A 21,592-nucleotide genomic window follows, 5' to 3' on the forward strand; every position below is an offset into this window, starting at 1 on the left:
GTGATGAGAAGGCAGTTGGTGATGATCCAAAAAGATAAAGTGCATAAAAAAGAAAAAAAAGGTGGGATTCGTGAATTTATTTCTGTTTTAGTACAGGCTCTGCTTTTAGCAGCGTTTATTCGGACACTTTTTTTCCAGCCGTTTAGTATTCCTTCCGGTTCAATGCGTCCTACTTTGTTGGTGGGAGATTATCTGTTTGTTTCTAAGTATGCATATGGGTATTCTCATTTTTCCATCCCCTTTTCTCCCCCTCTTTTTTCTGGACGGATTTGGGCATCTCAACCTCAACGTGGAGATGTGGTCGTTTTTCGCTTACCAAGTAATCCGAAGATTGATTATATAAAACGCGTTGTTGGGCTACCAGGTGATCGTATACAAGTCCGTCAAAGTGTTCTTTATATTAATGATGAGGCTGTTTCACGTCACTTTATGGGGGAGATTAATAATTCTGATATAACAGAGGTTAACTATCCTGTTGAGGTTTATCGCGAGACAATGCCTAACGGTGTCAGTTATGATACACTTGATTTAGCTTTCATCCCGAAAGTTGATGATACAAAAGTTTTTGAAGTTCCTCAAGGACATTACTTTATGATGGGAGATAACCGCGACAATTCAGATGATAGTCGTTTAGATGTAGGCTATGTTCCAGAAGAAAATCTTATTGGTCGCGCGAGCGTGATTTTCTTTTCTATCAGTAACGGTTCAAGTGCTTGGCAGATTTGGCGCTGGCCATTTGATGTGCGTTGGAAACGTTTGTTTTCTTTCATAAATACGGTTCATGATTTGCCGCTTATCAAGCAAGGAAACAACGATGAAACGTCTCATGATTGATCAGCTTTTCAAGCTGACGGGGCATCGTTTTAAAGATGAAGAGAGGTTAACGAAGGCATTAACACATTCGAGTGTACAAGATTCGGAACAGGGAAATTATGAACGACTAGAGTTTTTAGGGGATCGGGTTTTAGGGCTTTTGATTGCGGAAATGCTGTATCAACTTTTTCCTCAGGCAAGTGAAGGTGAATTATCAGTCCGTTTGAATCATCTTGTCAATGCGCAGACATGTGCTGATATTGCGCGTGAAATGAGGCTTCCTGATATGATCCGTGTTGGTTTTGAGATGAAAAATTTCGAGGGGCGTCGACTTATCAATATGCATGCAGATGTCGTGGAAGCTTTGATTGCCGTGATATATCTCGATGGAGGATTGGAAAGCGTTCGCCCTTTTATTCAAAAATATTGGCAAAGTCGGGCAAAGAAAATGGATGCTGGTCGACGTGATGCCAAGACAGAATTACAAGAATGGGCGCATATCCAAGGCAATGCACAACCACATTATCAGGTTATCAAACGTTCAGGTCCCGATCACGATCCTGTTTTTATGGTAGAGGTCAGTATTTCTGGGTTTGCTTCAGAGATTGGGCAGGGAAGCTCCAAAAGATATGCCGAAAGAATGGCAGCTGAAAAAATTTTGCGACGAGAGGGTGTATGGAAAACAGTGGGAAAAAATGATCATGAGTGACGTTATGAAAACGCGTTCTGGATTTGTTGTGCTTATTGGGATGCCTAATGCCGGTAAATCGACACTGGTTAATCAATTGGTTGGAACAAAGGTTTCAATTGTAACGCATAAGGTACAAACAACACGAACTTTAATCCGCGGTATTGTCATTCATGATGATGTGCAAATTGTGTTGGTCGATACACCGGGTGTTTTTCGTCCCCATAAGCGCTTAGAACGAGCCATGGTCTCTGCTGCTTGGGGAGGGGCTAAGAGCGCTGATGTTCTACTCGTTTTAATCGACGCTCAAAATGGTCTTTCGGATGAAGTTGATATGATGTTAGATATTGTAAACAATCTGAAACAAGAAAAAGTTCTTGTTCTTAATAAGGTTGATACAGTTGTTAAATCATCTCTTCTAGCGTTAACCACTAAAATAAATGAACGTGTAAAGTTTGCGCAAACATTTATGATTTCTGCTCTAAACGGTTCTGGTTGCAAGGATTTACTTCATGCGTTGAGTAATATGATGCAGGAGGGGCCATGGTATTATCCGGAAGATCAAATTTCTGATATGCCCATGCGTCATCTTGCTGCTGAAATTACGCGTGAAAAACTTTTTCTTCGTCTTCATGATGAACTTCCTTATTCCTCAACGGTTGAAACAGAAAGCTGGGAAGAGCGTTCAGATGGTTCCGTTAAAATTAATCAAGTTATTTATGTCGAGCGTGAGAGTCAGAAAAAAATTGTCTTAGGAGCAAAAGGCGATACAATTAAAGCGATTGGACAAGCAGCACGTAAAGAACTCATGGAAATTATGGATCAAAAGGTTCATCTTTTTCTCTTTGTGAAAGTGCGCGATAATTGGGATACCGATCCAGAACGTTATCGCGAAATGGGATTGGATTTTTTAAAATAAGATTTTAAAAAAATAATTAAAGTAAAATGAAGTGGAAAGAACAAGCCGTTATTCTTGGTACACGCCAATATGGTGAAACAAGTGTTATTCTTGAGATTATGACACGTGAACATGGTCGTTATATGGGGGTGGTAAAAGGGGGGCGGTCGCGTCGTATGGCAGCTCTTCTTCAACCTGGAAATTTTGTGGAGGCTGAATGGTGGGCTCGTTTAGACGAACATTTGGGACTTTTTCGGCTTGAAGCTCTTGATTTACATGCGGCACGATTAATCTGTCTACCAGAAGCACTTTATGCTTTGCAATTGATAGCTTTTCATTTGCGGCTTCTTCCCGAACGTGATCCGCACCCCATTTTATATGATATTTTACACCTTTTTATGCAGAATTTTGATGAACCATTTGTAAATGCAGAATTGCTTGTACGTTTTGAAATGCGGCTTCTTGAAGAACTTGGTTTTGGTCTTGATTTATCTTGTTGTGCTGCAACAGGTCGTCAGGAAAGGCTTCATTACGTATCACCAAAATCTGGACGGGCTGTCTGTGAAGAAGCAGGGGAACCTTGGAAAAAAAAGCTTCTCATTCTACCACAGTTTCTTGTACAAAGAACGACTCGTCCTGCTGATTTTAGTGACATAATAAATGGTTTTATACTGACGGGTTTTTTTCTTATGCGTCATGTCTGGGAGCCACGAGATATAAAGCAGCCGTCAGTGCGCATGAATATGATACAATTGTTTGAGCGCCAATTTGGTGTGCAGGCATTAATTGGTTGATCTGATGATAATTGAATGGGAAAATGAGAATTTTAAAGACAATTGCTGAAGTCCGCCAATATACTTCAGAGGAACGACGTTTAGGTTTTTCGATTGGTTTTGTTCCAACAATGGGGGCATTGCATGATGGACATCTTGCATTAGTACAGTATGCAAGAGCAATGTGTGATCGCGTAGTGGTTTCTATTTTTGTCAATCCAAAGCAATTTGGACCTCATGAAGATTTTTCTCAATATCCAAGAGATTTGAAGGGCGATTGTGCTTTGTTAAAAGAAGCAGGTGTTGAATGTGTTTTTGCTCCTTCTGTAGATGAAATGTGGCCACTGGGAAATGATACAATTGTACAAGTGAAAAAATTATCACGTATTTTGATGGGAAAATTACGTCCGGGGCATTTTTGTGGTGTAACAAGCGTTGTTGCTAAACTTTTTAACATTGTCCAACCAGATAAGGCTTTTTTTGGGGAAAAGGATTTTCAACAAATTTTAATTATTCGGCGTATGGTTGAAGATTTGGCTTTTCCTATTGAAATCGTTGGAGTTCCTATTCTACGGGAGTCAGATGGTGTAGCTTGTTCTTCACGCAATCAGCTTTTAACATTAGAAGATCGTAAAGCTGCCAAAATTATTCCTGAAAGTGGAAAAGCTGCTGAAAAGCTTTATCATGAAGGTGAACGGTCGGTTGATAAATTATGCAAAACTGTTCGTGATATTTTACAACAAGAAACGCGTGCAATCATTGAAGCGATAGATTTACGGGATATGGAAACTTTATGCGTGGTTAAAGGAACATTGAATAAACCGGCGGTTTTACTCCTTACTGTCCGCTTTGGTGAGGTAAGGCTGATTGATCAATATATATTGCAAGAGAAGAGTGGAAAATGAGTGTACATAAAACCGTAAAGCGTATAACATCTTCCGAAATACGTGCAAGAAAGGGACAACAGCCAATTGTTTCTTTAACAGCTTATCAAGCTTATACTGCGCGGATTGCTGATCCATATTGCGATATCCTTTTGGTTGGTGATAGCGTTGGGATGGTTGTGTATGGGTTTGAGACAACGCTTCCTGTTAATTTAGATATGATGATTTCACACGGGAAAGCCGTGGTGCGTGGATCTCAAAAAGCTCTTGTTGTTATTGATATGCCTTTTGGTTCTTATGAGGAAAGTCCAGAGCAAGCTTTTTTAAATGCATCGCGCATTCTTGCACAAACGGGGTGTGGTGCAGTTAAGCTTGAAGGGGGCGTTTATATAGCCGAAACAATAGATTTTTTGTGTAAACGTGGCATTCCAGTGATGGGGCATATCGGTCTTACACCCCAAGCAATGAATCGTTTTGGTGGTTTTAAAACACAAGGACGCAAGGAGAATGATTGGCAAAGAATTGAAGCAGATGGAGCAGCGATTGAAGAGGCAGGTGCTTTTGCTGTTGTTTTAGAAGCAATGGTCGAACCTTTAGCGGTGAAACTGACAGATAAGCTTTCTATCCCTACGATCGGTATAGGGGCGTCCAATCAATGTGATGGGCAAGTATTGGTTATGGAAGATATGTTGGGCTATGGTTCTCATGTGCCAAAATTTGTACGCCGTTATGGAGACCTTGAACAAGCCATGGAAACTGCAATAAAGAATTATGCAGAGGATGTCACATCTCGTGCTTTCCCAGCGGATAATGAAGTTTATAAACTAAAATAAACTTCAGTTTAAGATGAAAGGTTTGACAAGAGAACATTTGTTATTTTGATAATGAATGTGCATTTTTAATATATTTTGTATGCAATTTGAACTGTGATTTTTTCCATTTCTTTAATGAAGTCACGCCTCTTATGCAAAACAGAACGCCATTGGGTCGCTAATTCACGTGCTTTTTTAAAGAAAGCTTTCTTAAGGTACCCAATCCTATTTCGCGACGGCGTTCGTGAATAGTATAGTGGTAAGTCCCTTATGAAGTGTATAAAATTTATAGAGCACTCCCGTCTTTACGCTTCATAAGAGAGCAAGCCGGCATCATCACGCACTTTGCCAATTTTCAATGTTGCGACAGCGCTTAGCACTTGAGATGGTTCATAAGAGGCATTTTAATTCTTTCTTTAAAAAATTTTATCTACACGCAAGCCCCACTTGTGGTGTGCAAGAGAATGATTTTGATTGATTCAATATAAACAGATTTGAAATGAGTGAAGCTTACGATATTAGGAGCCCTCATTCAAAATGAAAAAACAATGAATTATTATTATAAGTCAGTGTGATGATTCTGTAATGACAAGGAATCAACAATGCGAAGAGTCTATAATCTTTGGGCATCCAAGTCATTAAAGCGTGTTAAAAATGCGTTTTCAATGTGTTGTGTAGAATAGGGGGATAAATTAAGATCATCGGGTAGAATATTATTGGGAGAGCCAAAATAGCGAAGGGCTTCTTCTGTATTAAATCCAGCAAGCGTAATCGCTTCATAATAGGCAGCAATACGGTCGGCTTGTTTAATTTTTTTTAAAAGTTTTTGAGAAAGATCAACGGGAAGAGAAAAGCGCATGTGGATAGCATCTTGGATGCGCTTTTCAACGCGTTCATATTGTTTTCCTATGACAGCTTTAAAAGGGGAAATCATATCGCCGATGACATATTCTGGAGCATCATGAAGAAGGGCATAAAGACATTCGTTGCTTCCCGATTGTGGAAAAAGTTTTTGAAATATTTGTTCAACCAAAAGTGAATGTTGTGCAACAGAATAGGCATGCTCTCCTCGTGTTTGACCGTTCCAACGTGCCACGCGAGAAAGTCCATGGGCAATATCTTCAATTTCAACATCAAAAGGAGAAGGGTTGAGAAGATCAAGTCGCCTTCCAGAGAGCATTCTTTGCCAAGCGCGGGCTTCTCCATTTTTTAATAATTCAGCTTTAGCCATGAGTGTTTTCTATAGTATTTTCAGGAAAGGTAAAATTCATATTTTCAGCAATGCTTATAGTGACAGGAATGTTTTTTACAGTAAAGGGGATGTTATGATCCATAGCATCTTTGACGTGGTCAATACGCATTAAAGCAAGAGCCTCATTTTCTACACATGTTCCCAAGTAGCCAATTACTTTTGTTTCTGCTTCAATGCTAGATTGAGGGGTTAATTCACACTGGCCTTTTACAATAAAAATACGGCGACGTGCTGCACGGCGGTGGTGCATTCGTGAAACAATTTCTTGTCCAATATAACATCCTTTATTGAATGCAAGTCCATTGATTTGATCGTAATTAATATCATGAGGAAAGACTTTGCCAACTTCATAGTCTTGACCACTTTCCGCAATTGCATAACGGATACGCAATCGATTCCATGTGTCATGATATTCTGAAGTTAAAAAAGGTTTTTTGCCATAGATTCGTATTATTTTTTCTTGTTGTGGGAAGCGTTTATCAACAAAACTTGAATCAAAATTTAAAGAATCTGATTCATTATTCAAAGAAACTGTAACAAGCTCTTGAAATGGTTGTGTAATTTTTACTTTTTTGCGCAGCTTATAGAGCAACAGACGCTTATGGAGCGTATCAGCTAAAGGCATCCTGATATCAATCAGGTAACCATCTTCTTTTTTTCCGATAAGAAAATCAGCAAGAACCTTTCCTTGTGGGGATAAAAGGGCTCCAGGGAAAAGTTCCTGTGGACTGATTTTTTTTACATCTGTCGTGATCAGGGATTGTAGAAAATCTGTTGCTTCTTCGCCTGTAATTTGAATAAGCCCGCGGTTTTTTAAGCAAATGGCATTTTGTTTTTTAATCATGGTTCTTGCCTTTCTGCTCAAAGTTACATAATCGATAAGTGAGCAATATGTAAGGAGCGTGGTTATGTTTAAAACATTTGATACAATTTTTAAAGGTGCAACACTTGTGAATCATGATGGAAGAAGCAAGCGTGATATTGGTATTACAAATGGTCGTATTGCTGAAATAGGCGATCTTACATGTGCATCGGCTAGTGAGGTCATTGATTGTACGGGGCTTCATATTTTACCAGGAATTATTGATAGCCAAGTGCATTTTCGTGAACCAGGAAATGAATATAAGGAGGATTTGGAAAGTGGCTCGTATTCTGCTGTGTTAGGGGGGGTTACGGCAGTTTTTGAAATGCCTAATACCAGTCCATTAACAACATCAGAAGAAACATTAAGCGATAAGGTTAAACGCGCATTTCATCGAATGCATTGTGATTTTGCATTTTGGGTTGGAGGAACGCGTGAAAATGCTCATGAATTGTCTGAATTAGAAAGACTTCCTGGTGCGGCTGGAATTAAAGTCTTTATGGGGTCCTCTACCGGTGATCTTTTGGTTGATGATGATGAAAGTGTACGCCTTATTTTGAAGAATACACGCCGTCGTGCGGCTTTTCATTCTGAAGATGAGGCGAGGCTCAAAGAGCGTAAAATATTGCGTATTGAAGGTGATGCATCGTCACATCCGATTTGGCGTGATGAAGTTGCGGCATTAAAATGTACGCAGCGTTTGGTAAAAATTGCTCATGAGACGAAGGCTCGCATTCATGTGTTACATCTTTCGACAGAAGAAGAAATTGATTTTCTAAAAAAACATAAGGATGTTGCAACAATTGAAGTGACACAACATCATTTGACACTCACGGCTGATGATTATAAGAAGTTTGGTACATTAATTCAGATGAATCCGCCTATTCGTGAATTGCGCCACCGTGAAGCTCTTTGGTACGGTGTTCAACAAGGAATAATTGATGTCTTAGGCTCAGATCATGCGCCTCATACTCTTGAAGAAAAACTTCAACCTTATCCCTCTTCACCTTCAGGTATGACAGGCGTGCAAACAACAGCAGCAATTATGTTGACACATGTGAATGCAGGAAAAATATCTCTTGAACGTTTTGTTGATCTCACTTCACATGGCCCTAGTCGTATTTTTGGTATAAGCTGTAAAGGGCGCATTGCTGTTGGGTTTGATGCTGATTTAACCATTGTTGATCTTAAGAGAGAAGAAATTATTACGAATAGCTTAATTGGTTCTCGCGCCGGTTGGACACCTTATGATGGTCAAAAAGTTAAAGGTTGGCCTGTTGGGACTATTATCCGTGGTATGCGCGTTATGTGGGAAGGTGAAATTGTCACACCTTCACAAGGAGAGCCTGTTAAATTTATGGAAACTTTGGTGTAAACAGATTAAAATTATAAGTATGCCGTAAAATACCATCCTTTAGAGTGGTGATATAGGGTATGTCAGCCTCTTTGATACATAAGTGTTTTTTTAATGCGTGGTGAATATTCTTAGGCTTGTTTGTAGAAACTATGCAGCAAATTACATGCGTTAGAAGCTAAGAGGAACCTTGTTCAACAAGAACCTAGATTATTTACAGAGCAAATTTAGTTAAAAATCTTCGTCCTTTGAGGTGTGGGGAGGAAGCCAAAGAGCGATTTTGTATGGGGAAAAAGGCGCTCATACGAATAAAAGCGTATCGAGACATTATTCTTTAAACGTCTCTCTATTTTCAGAGCTGGTTTATTGCTCCCCGCATTTGTGAAAGGAGTATCATTGATACCGCTAAAATTGAGAGAGATACTTTTTGTATAGATTAATTATTTATAATGCATGAGGAGGTTTTCAGATAAAGTTCTTCCTTCCTCAATGTATCTTTGATTGGCTTCAATGGCTTCTTGTGTACAATGATGATAATTTTCTGAGAAAGCACGATACGCTTCATTAAACGCTTCATAAAAATAAGCACGTCTTTGTGGAATGGGGTGTTCTGCTTCAATCAGTGCATTCATATAGTCATACCATTGGTTTGTTGGAGGCTCGCAAAGATTTTGGAGAGAATGCAATGATCCCAAAATTTCTGCTAGTCGGAGTAATTTTTTTTCATAAGGTGGAGATTGTTGTGCAAAGGTTGGCATTGAAATGACAAGAAATATTAAAATAATGATGTTCATCAATCTATTACGCATTATTTTTATTGCTTTCTTTGAATAAAACTCTGTAAAGATAAAATAATTTTGTCATGAGAACGGTGTAAAAAATAGAGTTAATTGCTACATTATTCTCAATTATTGATTATAAAATATAGGGCGTAAGAGGCTGTAAGGAACCCATTGTGGAATATTGAAAATACTGATGAAGCTTTGTGTAGTTTAAAATTTAAGATTTTCTTTCTGCAAACTATCTATTTTTCACATAGATTTATATTGTATTACCTATAGAATTTTTTCTAAGTTCGTTTTCTTTAAGGAGGGAAAGCATTTCTAATGATAGAATGCTTTTGTCCAATCAAATAAAATAGATTATTTTTATGATAAATGATGGATACAGCCGTGAATACAATGGGAAAATGGTAAGAAGAATTTACTATAAGATAAAAGTTTTTAGCCTAAACAGCGTAATACAATAATTTGAGATAAGATACATCTAAAAGGATCGGTGCATAATATCGTCCATGGAGTCAATAAATGAAAGAGTTGCGATTTTATAATACGCTGACACGTAAAAAAGAAAATTTTACACCAATAGATGCGACAAGAGTACGTCTTTATGTTTGTGGTCCGACAGTTTATGATTATGCGCATATAGGAAATGCACGCCCTGTCATTGTTTTTGATATTTTATTTCGTTTATTGCGTCATGTTTATGGTAATGAGCATGTTCTATATGCACGTAATATTACAGATGTTGATGATAAAATTAATGCACGAGCAGCTTGCGAATATCCAAACTTGTCATTGAATGATGCTATTCGTCAATTAACAGAACGTACATATTCTCAGTTTCAGCAAGATACAATAGCACTTGGTTGTCTTTTGCCAACCAGCCAGCCGCGCGCAACCGAGCATTTAGAGGAAATGCGCTCTTTAATTGAAAGATTGCTTGAAAAGGGGCACGCTTATAAAGCGGAAAATCATATATTGTTTTCTGTAAGTAGCATAAAAAATCCTCCCCATTATGGGGCATTTGCAAATCGTTCTTTAGATGAAATGAGGGCGGGGGCGCGTATCGATGTTGCTGCTTATAAAAGGGAAGAGATGGATTTTGTTTTATGGAAGCCTTCTGTGGAAGGAGAACCAGGTTGGGAATCACCGGGCGGAATTCCTGTTTTAGGTCGTCCAGGTTGGCATATTGAATGTTCTGCAATGTCAATGGCAAAGTTATTAGCGCCCTATGGCGGTGGTTTAACCTGTGATGATCCGACCGCCAATGTTTTTGATATCCATGGTGGTGGAATTGATTTAATTTTTCCTCATCATGAAAATGAGATTGCACAAAGTTGTTCAGCTTTTGGGACGGAGCGAATGGCTAATTTTTGGCTGCATAATGGTTTTTTACAAGTTGAAGGCAAAAAGATGTCGAAAAGCTTTGGCAATTTCATAACTATTCGTTCTGTTTTAGAGAATAATTTTTTGGAGTTTAATGGTATTTTAACCGATGAAATGAAGCAAAATTGGGCTGGTTTGTCTGCGCGTTTTTCGATGTTGCAAACGCATTATCGTGAACCACTAAATTGGACAGCGCAGCGTTTAATACAATCGAGCAGCGAACTGTATCGTTGGTATGAATGGCTTCGCAGCAAAAAGAGTGAGATGAAAAACAATGAAGCAATTGATGATACTTTGATAGATGCACTTAGTGATGATCTTAATACTCCAAAAGCACTGACTCTTTTGCGAAAATTTTATAAAGAAGGAAATGCTTTGGCTCTTGTAAATGGGATGAATTTATTAGGACTGTTAAGACAAGAATGGATTAAAGGAATAGACTGCCCATTATTTATGAGAAAAACTTTCCTTGATACAAAATTTATTGATCAGCGCATTGCCGAAAGACTAAGACTTATCCATAATAAAGAGTGGGAAGCTGCGGATACAATTCGTGATGAGCTTGCAGCCGAGGGGGTTCTTTTAAAAGACAGTAAGGATCCGCAGAGTGGTGAGCGCATAACTGTGTGGGAAATAAAGCGACACTAATGTCTCTATTCCAGCAGCTCCATAAAAAAGGAGAATATGATGGAATTTTTATATCATTATGGATATATCGCGCTTAAGCTGGCTGTAGGTCTTGTTGCCTTCTTATTTATTTTAAGAACGACGGGGCGGGGGAGTCTTAGTCAAATGACACCAGTTGATTTGGTCAGTAATTTTGTTATGGGAGGTATTATTGGAGGCGTTATTTATAATCAGAATATTAGTAGCATTCAATTATTGCTTGTTTTACTCATCTGGCAAACCCTGATTACATCTTTTAATTTTATTGCACGTTATTCAGTTTTTTTTCGTCGTCTTATTGCAGGGCGGAATGTCACATTAGTTTTAGATGGAGTTTTCCAAATGGATAAGATTAAGAACTTGGGGATCAATATTAATGATCTCATTACGATGTTACGTCTTAAAGGGTGTTACTTACATGAAGCTGCTTTTGTTCGTTTGGAAACCAATGGTGATTGCACTGTCATTAAAAAGGAAGAGGGAAAGAAATCGACGATTTTAATAGAAAATGGTGAAGTTATTGATGATGGACTTAAAGAGATTGGTAAAACACAAAAGTGGCTTCAGGCAGAATTGAAAAAAAAACATGTAAAAGTTGAAAGTTTATTCGCAGCAGAGTGGTATGAAAATACAGATCAAAATAATAAATTGTATAGTGGATTATTTCTTGTTCCTTTTTCAAAAACAGTCTAACTTCAAAAAACGGGTAGGTATAGCTTATTGGAAGTATAATAAAGAGATAAATCTATAAATAACCACAGAGGGTATTTTGCCTGTTTGTGCGGATGATAGAGAAGTAAGGACTTTATGAAACGCAATGAAATGACAAAAACTGTATCATCAGATACAGGGAAGACTCTGCACACACTTTACAATTTATGGCCCTATATGTGGCCGGTAGGTCGGCGTGATCTAAAAATGCGTGTGCTATGGGCAATATTTTATCTTGTTTTGGCTAAGCTCGTTCTCATATCTGTACCGTATTTATTTAAATATTCTACGAATGTGCTTGATTCAAGCTTTCAGCTACCTGAATGGTTCCCATCCAGTTGGATTATTCCCATCATGCTCGTTTTGGCATACAATGTCGCGCGTATTATGCAGGCTGGATTAAATCAATTACGCGATTCCCTGTTTGCCACTGTTGGTCAATACGCTGTTCGTCAATTAGCTTATAAAACCTTTGTACATATGCATGAGTTATCCTTGCGATTTCATTTGGAACGCCGAACAGGTGGGCTTTCTCGTGTGATTGAGCGTGGAACAAAAGGAATTGAAGCGATTGTAAGATTTTCAATTCTTAGTACAGTACCGACAGTTTTAGAATTTATATTAACGGCACTGGTATTTTACATAAGTTATGGGTGGCATTATCTTCTCATCGTTGTTGCAACGGTTGGATTATATATCTTATTTACCATTAAGGCGAGTGATTGGCGTATTCGCATTCGACAAAAAATGAATACAGCGGATACTGAGGCGAATACTCGCGCTGTTGATTCTCTTTTGAATTTTGAAACGGTCAAATATTTTGGTAATGAAACTCTAGAAGCCGATCGATTTGATGCTTCTATGGTAGGTTATGAAAAAGCCGCAACGAAGATTTGGACATCGTTAAGCTGGCTTAATTTTGGTCAGACTCTTATCTTTGGTATTGGAATGACGATCATGATGCTGATGTCAGCTTATGAAGTTTTTTATAAGACACAAACTTTAGGAGATTTTGTTTTTATTAATGCGCTTTTAATGCAACTTTCTATTCCACTAAATTTTATTGGGTCAATGTATCGTGATATTCGACAAGGTTTAACGGATATTGAAGCAATGTTTGATCTTTTAGATGTTCAGAAGGAGATCGTTGATAAATCGGATGCTAAACCGTTAGAGATAAGCGATGGGACCATTTGTTTTCATCAGGTAAAGTTTTCCTACGATTCGAGACGTCAGATTCTCAGAGATATTGATTTTGAAGTTCCGGGAGGAAAAACAGTCGCCATTGTTGGTCCATCGGGTGCCGGTAAATCCACTATTTCTCGGTTGCTTTTTCGGTTTTATGATGTTGATGCGGGCTCTATCACAATTGACGGGCAGGATATTCGTGACGTAACACAAAAGAGTTTGCGTGAAGCGATTGGCATGGTCCCACAAGATACGGTGTTATTTAATGATACAATTGCCTATAATATTTGCTATGGGCGTCCAAGTGCTACAGATGAAGAGATGCGCAAAGCTGCTGAAATGGCACAAATATCAAAATTTATTGAAATTTTACCGGAAGGTTTTCAGTCTATGGTAGGAGAGCGAGGTCTCAAATTATCAGGTGGTGAAAAACAACGCGTGGCTATTGCCCGGACACTTTTAAAAGCTCCCCCACTTCTTATTCTAGATGAAGCAACGGCGGCTCTTGATACGGCGACGGAACAGGAAATTCAACAAGCATTAGATATTGTAAGCCGTGGACGTACAACATTGATTATTGCTCACCGTCTTTCTACTGTTATCAATGCTGATGAAATTTTAGTTCTTAAAAGTGGTCGTATTATTGAAAATGGGACGCATACAGAGCTTTTACGCAAGAAAGGTCTCTATGCTTCAATGTGGAATAAGCAGCTTGAAGCAACGAAAGCTGAAGAAAAGTTACGTAAAATGCGTGAAGAAGATGAGATGAGTGTTGTTAATCGTAAAAAATAAATAGAGCAAAATGTAATCTATATCTTTATATGGAGTGATTGATTAAATACATAAAAAGACACAAGAGGAACAAAAAGATTTGTTGCTTGTTTAAGTTTACGATGAATAGGAAATTATATGAGTATTCTGCAATCTTTCCATAATAGCTTTGTATCGGTTCATAAAGAAGGCTATCCTTTTATTGTAGCGTTTTTTGTTATTTCGCTCATTCTTGGTTGGATATGGAGTCCGTTGTTTTGGTTTGGTCTCATTCTCACGGTGTGGTGTGTATACTTTTTCCGTGATCCAGATCGTGTGATCCCTTTGAATTCAAATTGGGTTATGTCGCCTGCAGATGGGCGTATTTCATTTGTGGAATCATGTGTTCCACCTGAAGAATTAGGATTAGGGAAAGATGAAATGATCCGTATTTCCATTTTTATGGATGTTTTTTCATGCCATATTAATCGTATTCCTATCAGTGGTACAGTAGAGTCTATCGTTTATCAGCCAGGTCGATTTACTAATGCTGACTTTGATAAAGCTAGTCAGTTTAATGAGCGTAATGGGATGGTAATTGATAGCAAACATGGTAAAATCGGTATCGTACAAATAGCGGGAATGGTTGCACGCCGGATTGTTTGCTGGTCAAAAGAAAATGATGCCGTTATGACTGGTGAGCGATTTGGATTGATTCGTTTTGGTTCTCGCCTTGATATTTATATACCAACTGAAATGAAAGTGCGTGTTGCAGTTGGACAGACAGCAATTGCTGGAGAAACAGTTTTGGGTTCTTTTGATGATAAGAGTGCCACAACGGATTTCAGATACGATTAGGACTCACAATGAAAAATTTTTCGCCATTTTCTTCATTCAATCCTGAGGGGCAGCATGATGAAGGTGCAAATCGGCGGCGTTCACCTACATCGATGCGGTATGTCATTCCCAATATCATTACTATTTTAGCAATTTGTGCAGGGATGAGCAGTATTCGTTTGGCTTTTGAACATCGCTATGAAGCTGCTATTTTAATGGTGCTTTTGGCCGCAGTTTTAGATGGTGCTGATGGTCGCATTGCCCGTTTAATAGATGGTAGTTCATCTTTTGGGGCACAGATGGATTCTCTTGCTGATGTTATAAATTTTGGTGTTACCCCTGCACTCATTGTTTATTCTTTTATCTTGAATCAAGCAAATCACATTGGTTGGGTTGCTGCTCTTGTTTATTGTGTTGCTTGTTGTTTGCGATTAGCACGTTTTAATGTGATGTTAGATAACCCCAATATACCTAAGTGGCAGAAAAGTTATTTTGTTGGTGTTCCAGCACCAGCAGGAGCATTATTACTTTTATTGCCTACCTATTTAGGCACTCTTGGTTTGGTTCCCAATTGGGGGTGGGCATTATTTTTTAGTCTTTATACTGTAATTATTGCTTTTCTTTTGATTAGTCGTTTACCGGTATGGAATGCAAAAACAATTGATCAAAATTTAAGGCGCGATATCGTTATACCGTGCATGTTGGTCATTGTTATTTATGTCGGTTTTCTTGCGACTTACACATGGGAAACTTTATTGATTACAGCTGTTAGCTATATGATTTTTCTCCCCTGTAGTTTTATCGCTTATAATAAACGTGCTACTTTAGAAGAGAAAAAGGCTGATGCTAAAGCTATCCAAGAATCATAAAGTGCTTCATGCTTCTGTCGAAGAGCACAGAAAAAAGAGAGAGTCAAACGATTTACTTCTCATATGATGATCAATCAGGTATGTGATAATTTACAAACCGATTTTTATGGACATTAAAGAGTTTTCCAGTTTCCTTTAAATCAGGTGATAACAAATGTACGATCTTTTTTGCGACCTCTTGTGGTGAAGGCAGAGTTTGTGGATCTTCACCAGGCATAGCTTCAGCGCGCATGGCAGTGCGTGTGGCACCAGGGTTGACACAATTAATCTTAATAGGGGTTTGTTTGAGTTCTTCTGCCCAACAACGGGCAATCACCTCTAAAGCCGCTTTAGAGGCTGCATAAGCTCCCCAGAAAGGGCGCGCAGCATGCGCAACGCTTGAGGATAACAGGATGGCTCGTCCAGCATCAGATTCACGTAATAAAGGCTCAACGGCTTTCATTAAGCGCCATTGGCTGAAAAGATTTATTTGAAAAACATCTTCAAATACCGTGTTTTCTATATGCGCTATTGGTGAGAGTGTTCCAAGAATTCCTGCGTTTGCAACGATAATATCAAGTTTTTTCCAGCGTTTGGCAATTGAGATAGCAAGAGTATCGATGTTTTCCATATGATGCAAGTCAAGGGGAACAAGGGTTGCATGAGCTCCTTTTTCTCGGATTTGATTATCTAATTCAGTAAGTCCACTGACTGTTCGTGCAAGAGCAATAATATGAGCCCCGCGTGCAGCAAGCTCGAGTGCCAAATAATAGCCAATCCCTCTTGATGCGCCAGTAACAAGTGCCACACGCCCATGGAGACTAAAATCACATTTTGCCATCATTAATCTCTTGTTTTAAGAACAGATGATTGATGAATTTTGGAGAGATTTTCTTGATCAACCAGATGCGTAGGATAATATCCAGTAAAATAATGGTCAGTAAATTGTGGATCGGCGTTATTCCGTTTTTCCCCTGCTACAGCAAGATATAATCCATCCGTTGAAAGAAATTCTAATGAATCCGCTCCAATAAAATCACACATAGATTTTAAATCTGGATATTGATTTGCTAAAAGATTTTCAGCTTTAGGTGTATCAATACCATAAAAGTCAGGATAAAAAATCATAGGGCTAGAAATGCGCATATGAACTTCTTTTGCTCCTGCATCGCGAAGCATTCGTACAATTTTAAGGGATGTTGTTCCACGTACAATAGAGTCATCAACCAGAATAACACGTTTTCCTTCAATCACAGGACGGTTTGCCGAATGTTTTAACTTGACGCCAAAAGCGCGAATTTGTTGTGTTGGTTCGATAAAAGTGCGGCCAACATAGTGATTACGAATAATACCAAGCTCGAAGGGAATTCCAATTTCTTGTGCATAGCCAATTGCGGCAGGCGTTCCTCCATCAGGAACAGGAACCACAACATCACCCTCACAAGGGGCTTCCTGTGCTAAATGGATTCCCATATTTTTGCGTGTTGTATAAACACTACGTCCTCCAACGATTGAGTCTGGGCGGGCAAAATAAACATATTCAAACAAGCAAAGTTTTTCTGGTTTTGTATTTTCTGGTTTTATAATTTTTTTCGTAATTTCCCCATTTTTTTGTATTTCACATATGATGATTTCTCCATTTTTAACATCACGGACATATTTTGCTCCAATAATATCAAGAGCACAAGTTTCAGAACAAAAGATAGGCTTACCATCAAGTTCCCCCATCACGAGAGGTCTAATTCCTGTTGGATCGCGTGCCGCAATAAGCTTTGTACGTGTAAGCGCTAACATAGCATACCCACCTTCTACTTGCCGAATCGCATCAACAAAACGATCAGAGGACGATTCATAACGTGAGCGGGCAATAAGATGGAGAAAAACTTCTGAATCTGACGTTGATTGACAGATAGCACCAGAAGCGATGAGTTCACGGCGTAATGTGAGACCATTGGTAAGATTACCATTATGTGCAATAGCAATACCTCCAACTTTCAATTCAGCAAAAAGGGGTTGAACATTGCGTAATGCCACTTCTCCAGTTGTTGAATAACGGGTATGTCCAATAGCACGATTTCCTGGTAAGCGCGCAAGTGTTGCAGGGTTTGTATAGTGATCACCAACAAGACCTAAATGCTTTTCTTGATGAAATATTTTATTATGGTAAGAAACAATCCCAGCTGCTTCTTGCCCACGATGCTGAAGTGCGTGGAGTCCAAGAGCTGTTAATGTTGCGGCATCTTCATGCCCAAGAATACCAAAAACTCCACATTCTTCATGAAGGGTATCATCATCTAATGAAAATTCTTGACAGAAAACATCGCTTTTTATCATCATATTCTTTCAGTTGTGATATGGAGGAATCATTAATATCACATTTTACATCATTTAGTTCTCTTTCCTCATGAAAAACTATTCTCTATTTTTTGAAAATTATCTTTTCATGAGAGTGTTGCTCATACGTATGTTTATTGCTGTCTTTAAACAAATTTTCAGCCTTTTCGAGAACAGATCCAATATCTTTTGGGAGTATTTCCCAAACTTTTTGTCCCAATGAATCTAAAATGGGCCTTGTTTTTGCATTTTTTAACCAATTCGCTTGAAGCTCGGGTTTAATCAGTGCATTAATCAGCAACATACCGATGACCATGATAAGTAAACCACGAAGTGCTCCAAAAATAAAACCAATAGCACGGTCAAGGATACCAATTCGACTATCAATAATAAAATCAGAGATCTTCATTGTAATAATTGAAGTAATAATGAGAACAATAATAAAAATTGTGACCAATGTTGTGATCAATGCAATCATTTTATTAGAGAGATATTGTTCAAAGAAAGGTAAGACAGGTTTGAATAAAAACAGTGTCGTAACAGCTGCAACTGCCCAAGAAATCAACGATAACACTTCACGTGAAAATCCTCGAAGCATAGCAAGAAAAGCGGACAACAGGATGATTACTACGACAATTCCATCAAGGATTGTTATGATCATTTGTTTGTTCCTTATACATAAAGTTGCGTTCTTTTAAGTCTGTGTGCAAATATATTTTTTGTTATGCCATTTTTTGTTCTTATAGCAAGGATCTTTTGTATGTTATAGAGTTTTTTCTATATTATCATATCTGTGGTGCAGATCATTTTTTACTTACGGTAAGAGTAGCAACGAGTTCGGGAAGGTCGGAGAAAGTTTTTTGTTTAAAGTTGAGCGACTTCATCATTTCGGTTGTTGTTGTGGGATGAAAGGCTCCTTGAAAGCCGAGTTTTTTGGCTTCATTTATGCGCTGTGCTGAATGTGCAACAGCGCGGGTAGCTCCTGAAAGACTGACTTCACCAAAATAGACATAATCCGTTGGCAATGCGATATTGGCAAGAGAAGATACCAAAGCAGCGGCTACAGCTAAATCAGCAGCGGGTTCTGATATGCGATAGCCACCTGCCACGTTCAGATAGACATCATGCTGTCCAAAACGAATGCCACAATGGGCTTCTAAAACGGCAAGAATCATAGAAAGACGATTTCCATCCCATCCGACAACCGCACGTCTTGGTGTCCCAAGGGAAGAAGGAGCAACAAGCGCTTGAATTTCTACGAGTATCGGGCGTGTTCCTTCCATACCGGCGAAAACAGCAGCGCCTGGGGCTTTTTCATTACGTTCTCCTAAAAACAATTCGGATGGATTTATCACTTCGCGTAATCCTTTATCAGACATTTCAAAGACACCAATTTCATCTGTTGGTCCGAAGCGATTTTTTACAGTTCTAAGAATGCGATAATGATGTCCTCCTTCACCCTCAAAATAGAGAACGCCATCAACCATATGTTCAACGACCCGAGGACCAGCAATTTGTCCATCTTTTGTAACATGCCCAACAAGAACAACGGCGGCTCCTGTTTTCTTGGCAAAGCGGATCATTGCCTGAGCACCGATACGTACTTGTGTGACAGTGCCAGGTGCTGAATCTGCTGTATCTGACCATAGGGTTTGAATCGAATCGATAATCACCATATCAAGGTTTTTATGTTCGCTTAAGGTTGCCAGAATATCTTCAACATTGGTTTCAGCAGCAAGTTTCACCTCTGTATTGTTAGCTTCAAGCCTTTGTGCGCGCAGACAAATTTGCGCAATAGCCTCTTCACCTGAAACATAGATGACATTATATCCTTTACGTGATAAAGCAGCAGCTGTTTGTGTCAGCAATGTTGATTTACCAATACCCGGATCACCTCCAACAAGGAGTGCCGATCCACGGACAAAGCCCCCACCGGTAACACGATCAAGTTCCGCAATACCAGAATAAATACGTGGAGCATCTTGGATATCTCCAGAAAGAGATGTAAGGGCAACGATGCGTCCTTTACGCGTATTCTGCTTAGGACCACTTCCTATGCCGCCATTTATATTTTCTTCGATAAGGGAATTCCATTCTCCACAAGCACTACATTTTCCTGCCCAACGAGAATGGACAGTTCCACAATTTTGACAGATAAATTGAATACGATTACGCACCATGTTGATTTAACCAATTTGCTCTGGAAGATAATCAATATCTTCTAGGTCACTGAATCGTGTGAAAGAAGACTGAAAGGCAAGGGGCACGATTCCTGTCGGTCCATGACGTTGTTTTGCAACAATAACATCAGCTTTTCCAAAAGCTTTGTCCATTATTTCTTGCCATTTTGTATGTTCCAAGCTACCTAACTTTGGTTCTTCATTTTTGAGGTAATATTCTTCACGATAGACAAATAAAACGATGTCGGCATCTTGCTCAATAGAACCAAATCCACCTAAATCTAAAAGTTTTGGGCGTTTATCTGTTCTGTTTTCAACTTGATGTGAAAGTTGTGAAAGAGCAATAATAGGGATATTTAATTCTTTAGCTAAGGCTTTTAATTCTGCAGTGATTTCTTGAATACGATATTCAGATGTGTATTTTAAATCACTTGTCATGAGTTGGATATAATCAATAATTAAGACGTCCAAACCATGTTTTTGCTTGAGACGCCGAGCACGGGCAGCCAGTTGTGAAACTGATATTCCTCCAGTTTGATCAATATAAAGGGGTGCCTTTTGGAGCTGATTTACCGTACGAATAATTTTTGAAAATTGTTCATCTGAAATATGACCACGTCGAATATCAGAAGAAGAGACTTCCGTTTGTTCAGAAATAATACGTGTTGCAAGCTGCTCTGAGGACATTTCAAGTGAGAAGAATCCTACAACACCGCCTTCATTTTCTTGGATATTACCATTATGATTATAAGCATTGGCAATATTAAAGGCAATATTGGTAGCAAGTGAAGTTTTACCCATACCAGGGCGCCCCGCAAGGATAATTAAGTCGGATGGTTGTAATCCTCCCATTTTTTCATCAAGTGTTTGAATATGAGTCGCTATCCCTGATATTTGCGAAGAGCGCTTTTTTGCAGCACTTGCTATATCAACAACTCTTTTGATAGCTTCATCAAGACTGTCAAATCTACTATCGCAGTCTTCTTTTTTTTCTAGCATAATTATACACTTTCCTTTTGTTAGATATCAGTTTTTATGCAATTTTATATCAAGAATATTTTGCATGTTGTAGAATTTTCTCTGTGCTGTAGTATTTAAAACACTGCTTGTTTTTTTATATTGCGGTGATTAGGGTAATTTTTCAGATAGATTAGAAAATATTTTTGTTAAAAGGTTAGAGATTATCCAATAAAGAGGAAATTTTCTGATATTCTACATAATAGTCAGCCTTGCACAACAGCAGCAATTACTTTTGGATTTAAAAACAAGAAAATGAGTATCTTGTGAGAAGGAGTTTTTTTAAAGAAGGAACAATATAGAAAGATTTAGATTAGCTATAGATTTTGGATATATGTATCCTACTTGCAACACTAAAAGATGTATTATCTTCTCATATTATTAAGATTAATATTGTTCAAGAGCTTTTTAGATAGCAAATAATGACGGCCAAAATCATCGAAAAATAACTTTTATAAAAAAATTCCATTCTTCACAGGCGCTACATTTCCCAGCCCAACGAGAATGGACAGTTCCACAATTTTTACAGATAAATTGAATACGATTACGCACCATAT

19 protein-coding genes and 3 pseudogenes are annotated in these 21,592 nt (G+C 38.5%); 12 read left to right on the forward strand and 10 right to left on the reverse strand.

Features of this window, described 5'->3' with window-relative positions; translation table 11 throughout:
• Positions 1-21: 21 nt before the first annotated feature.
• Genes lepB through panB form a run of 6 tightly spaced genes read left to right on the forward strand, consistent with a single transcriptional unit; the run spans position 22 to position 4,889 of the window.
• Positions 22-834, forward strand: coding sequence for a signal peptidase I (lepB, locus tag ACFILN_RS01935; protein ID WP_273791100.1), 813 nt, complete (start codon positions 22-24; stop codon positions 832-834).
• Positions 815-1,522 carry a ribonuclease III gene (rnc, locus tag ACFILN_RS01940; RefSeq protein WP_273791099.1) on the forward strand — a complete coding sequence of 236 codons (708 nt, stop codon included), beginning with the start codon at positions 815-817 and terminating at the stop codon, positions 1,520-1,522. Before lepB ends, rnc begins: the two co-directional genes overlap by 20 nt.
• Positions 1,515-2,420 (forward strand): GTPase Era, encoded by a 906-nt coding sequence (gene era / locus ACFILN_RS01945; protein WP_273791098.1) that lies wholly within the window; start codon positions 1,515-1,517, stop codon positions 2,418-2,420. Before rnc ends, era begins: the two co-directional genes overlap by 8 nt.
• Positions 2,421-2,446: 26 nt before the next feature.
• Positions 2,447-3,193, forward strand: a complete 747-nt coding sequence (gene recO, locus ACFILN_RS01950) for a DNA repair protein RecO (RefSeq protein WP_273791097.1) — start codon at positions 2,447-2,449, stop codon at positions 3,191-3,193.
• 23 nt (positions 3,194-3,216) lie between these two features.
• Positions 3,217-4,077 carry a pantoate--beta-alanine ligase gene (gene panC / locus ACFILN_RS01955; RefSeq protein ID WP_375611217.1) on the forward strand — a complete coding sequence of 287 codons (861 nt, stop codon included), beginning with the start codon at positions 3,217-3,219 and terminating at the stop codon, positions 4,075-4,077.
• Positions 4,074-4,889: a 3-methyl-2-oxobutanoate hydroxymethyltransferase gene (gene panB / locus ACFILN_RS01960; RefSeq protein ID WP_375670748.1), complete on the forward strand. Its 816-nt coding sequence runs from the start codon at positions 4,074-4,076 to the stop codon at positions 4,887-4,889. The genes panC and panB overlap by 4 nt, the downstream gene beginning before the upstream one ends.
• 98 nt (positions 4,890-4,987) lie before the next feature.
• On the opposite strand, the pseudogene ACFILN_RS09685 reads toward panB, so the two are convergent.
• From ACFILN_RS09685 to ACFILN_RS01975, 3 genes and pseudogenes are all read right to left on the reverse strand, one after another.
• A pseudogene (locus tag ACFILN_RS09685) lies at positions 4,988-5,271 on the reverse strand (integrase arm-type DNA-binding domain-containing protein); the annotation flags it as partial.
• A gap of 210 nt (positions 5,272-5,481) precedes the next feature.
• Positions 5,482-6,099 carry a YfbR-like 5'-deoxynucleotidase gene (locus ACFILN_RS01970; protein ID WP_375630780.1) on the reverse strand — a complete coding sequence of 206 codons (618 nt, stop codon included), beginning with the start codon at positions 6,097-6,099 and terminating at the stop codon, positions 5,482-5,484.
• Complete coding sequence (locus tag ACFILN_RS01975) at positions 6,092-6,964, reverse strand: YgfZ/GcvT domain-containing protein (protein ID WP_375670750.1); 873 nt, start codon at positions 6,962-6,964, stop codon at positions 6,092-6,094. The genes ACFILN_RS01970 and ACFILN_RS01975 overlap by 8 nt, the downstream gene beginning before the upstream one ends.
• A 64-nt stretch (positions 6,965-7,028) precedes the next feature.
• Between ACFILN_RS01975 and ACFILN_RS01980 the strand changes: the two genes are divergently transcribed.
• Positions 7,029-8,357, forward strand: a complete 1,329-nt coding sequence (locus tag ACFILN_RS01980) for a dihydroorotase (protein ID WP_375630776.1) — start codon at positions 7,029-7,031, stop codon at positions 8,355-8,357.
• A gap of 419 nt (positions 8,358-8,776) precedes the next feature.
• Here ACFILN_RS01980 and ACFILN_RS01985 read toward each other — a convergent pair whose 3' ends face one another.
• Positions 8,777-9,145, reverse strand: coding sequence for a TIGR02301 family protein (locus tag ACFILN_RS01985; protein ID WP_375657721.1), 369 nt, complete (start codon positions 9,143-9,145; stop codon positions 8,777-8,779).
• A 498-nt stretch (positions 9,146-9,643) separates the two neighbouring features.
• On the opposite strand from ACFILN_RS01985, the gene cysS reads away from it, so the two are divergent.
• The 5 genes from cysS (at position 9,644) to pssA (ending at position 15,525) form a co-directional block, all read left to right on the forward strand.
• The gene (cysS, locus tag ACFILN_RS01990) at positions 9,644-11,152 is read left to right on the forward strand and encodes a cysteine--tRNA ligase (protein WP_375630772.1); all 1,509 of its coding nucleotides are present in this window, start codon (positions 9,644-9,646) and stop codon (positions 11,150-11,152) included.
• A 39-nt stretch (positions 11,153-11,191) separates the two neighbouring features.
• The gene (locus ACFILN_RS01995) at positions 11,192-11,863 is read left to right on the forward strand and encodes a DUF421 domain-containing protein (RefSeq protein ID WP_375670751.1); all 672 of its coding nucleotides are present in this window, start codon (positions 11,192-11,194) and stop codon (positions 11,861-11,863) included.
• Between the two features lie 114 nt (positions 11,864-11,977).
• The gene (locus ACFILN_RS02000) at positions 11,978-13,861 is read left to right on the forward strand and encodes an ABCB family ABC transporter ATP-binding protein/permease (RefSeq protein WP_375637390.1); all 1,884 of its coding nucleotides are present in this window, start codon (positions 11,978-11,980) and stop codon (positions 13,859-13,861) included.
• A gap of 117 nt (positions 13,862-13,978) precedes the next feature.
• Complete coding sequence (locus tag ACFILN_RS02005; RefSeq protein WP_273791087.1) at positions 13,979-14,677, forward strand: phosphatidylserine decarboxylase; 699 nt, start codon at positions 13,979-13,981, stop codon at positions 14,675-14,677.
• Between the two features lie 8 nt (positions 14,678-14,685).
• Positions 14,686-15,525: a CDP-diacylglycerol--serine O-phosphatidyltransferase gene (pssA, locus tag ACFILN_RS02010; RefSeq protein ID WP_273791086.1), complete on the forward strand. Its 840-nt coding sequence runs from the start codon at positions 14,686-14,688 to the stop codon at positions 15,523-15,525.
• A gap of 70 nt (positions 15,526-15,595) precedes the next feature.
• On the opposite strand, the gene ACFILN_RS02015 is transcribed toward pssA, so the two are convergent.
• The 6 genes and pseudogenes from ACFILN_RS02015 to ACFILN_RS02040 form a co-directional block, all read right to left on the reverse strand.
• Complete coding sequence (locus ACFILN_RS02015; RefSeq protein WP_273791085.1) at positions 15,596-16,345, reverse strand: SDR family NAD(P)-dependent oxidoreductase; 750 nt, start codon at positions 16,343-16,345, stop codon at positions 15,596-15,598.
• Positions 16,346-16,347: 2 nt separating this feature from the next.
• A complete protein-coding gene (gene purF, locus ACFILN_RS02020; RefSeq protein WP_375630765.1) occupies positions 16,348-17,841 on the reverse strand; it encodes an amidophosphoribosyltransferase in 1,494 nt (497 codons plus the stop codon).
• An 82-nt stretch (positions 17,842-17,923) separates the two neighbouring features.
• The gene (locus ACFILN_RS02025; RefSeq protein ID WP_375666857.1) at positions 17,924-18,499 is read right to left on the reverse strand and encodes a CvpA family protein; all 576 of its coding nucleotides are present in this window, start codon (positions 18,497-18,499) and stop codon (positions 17,924-17,926) included.
• A gap of 142 nt (positions 18,500-18,641) precedes the next feature.
• Positions 18,642-20,018: a DNA repair protein RadA gene (gene radA, locus ACFILN_RS02030; RefSeq protein WP_375630763.1), complete on the reverse strand. Its 1,377-nt coding sequence runs from the start codon at positions 20,016-20,018 to the stop codon at positions 18,642-18,644.
• A gap of 6 nt (positions 20,019-20,024) precedes the next feature.
• Positions 20,025-20,969: pseudogene (locus tag ACFILN_RS02035) on the reverse strand (DnaB-like helicase C-terminal domain-containing protein); the annotation flags it as partial.
• Between the two features lie 516 nt (positions 20,970-21,485).
• A pseudogene (locus ACFILN_RS02040) lies at positions 21,486-21,590 on the reverse strand (hypothetical protein); the annotation flags it as partial.
• Positions 21,591-21,592 lie beyond the last annotated feature (2 nt).

This window comes from Bartonella sp. CL434QHHD (assembly GCF_042195145.1).
GTDB lineage: Bacteria > Pseudomonadota > Alphaproteobacteria > Rhizobiales > Rhizobiaceae > Bartonella.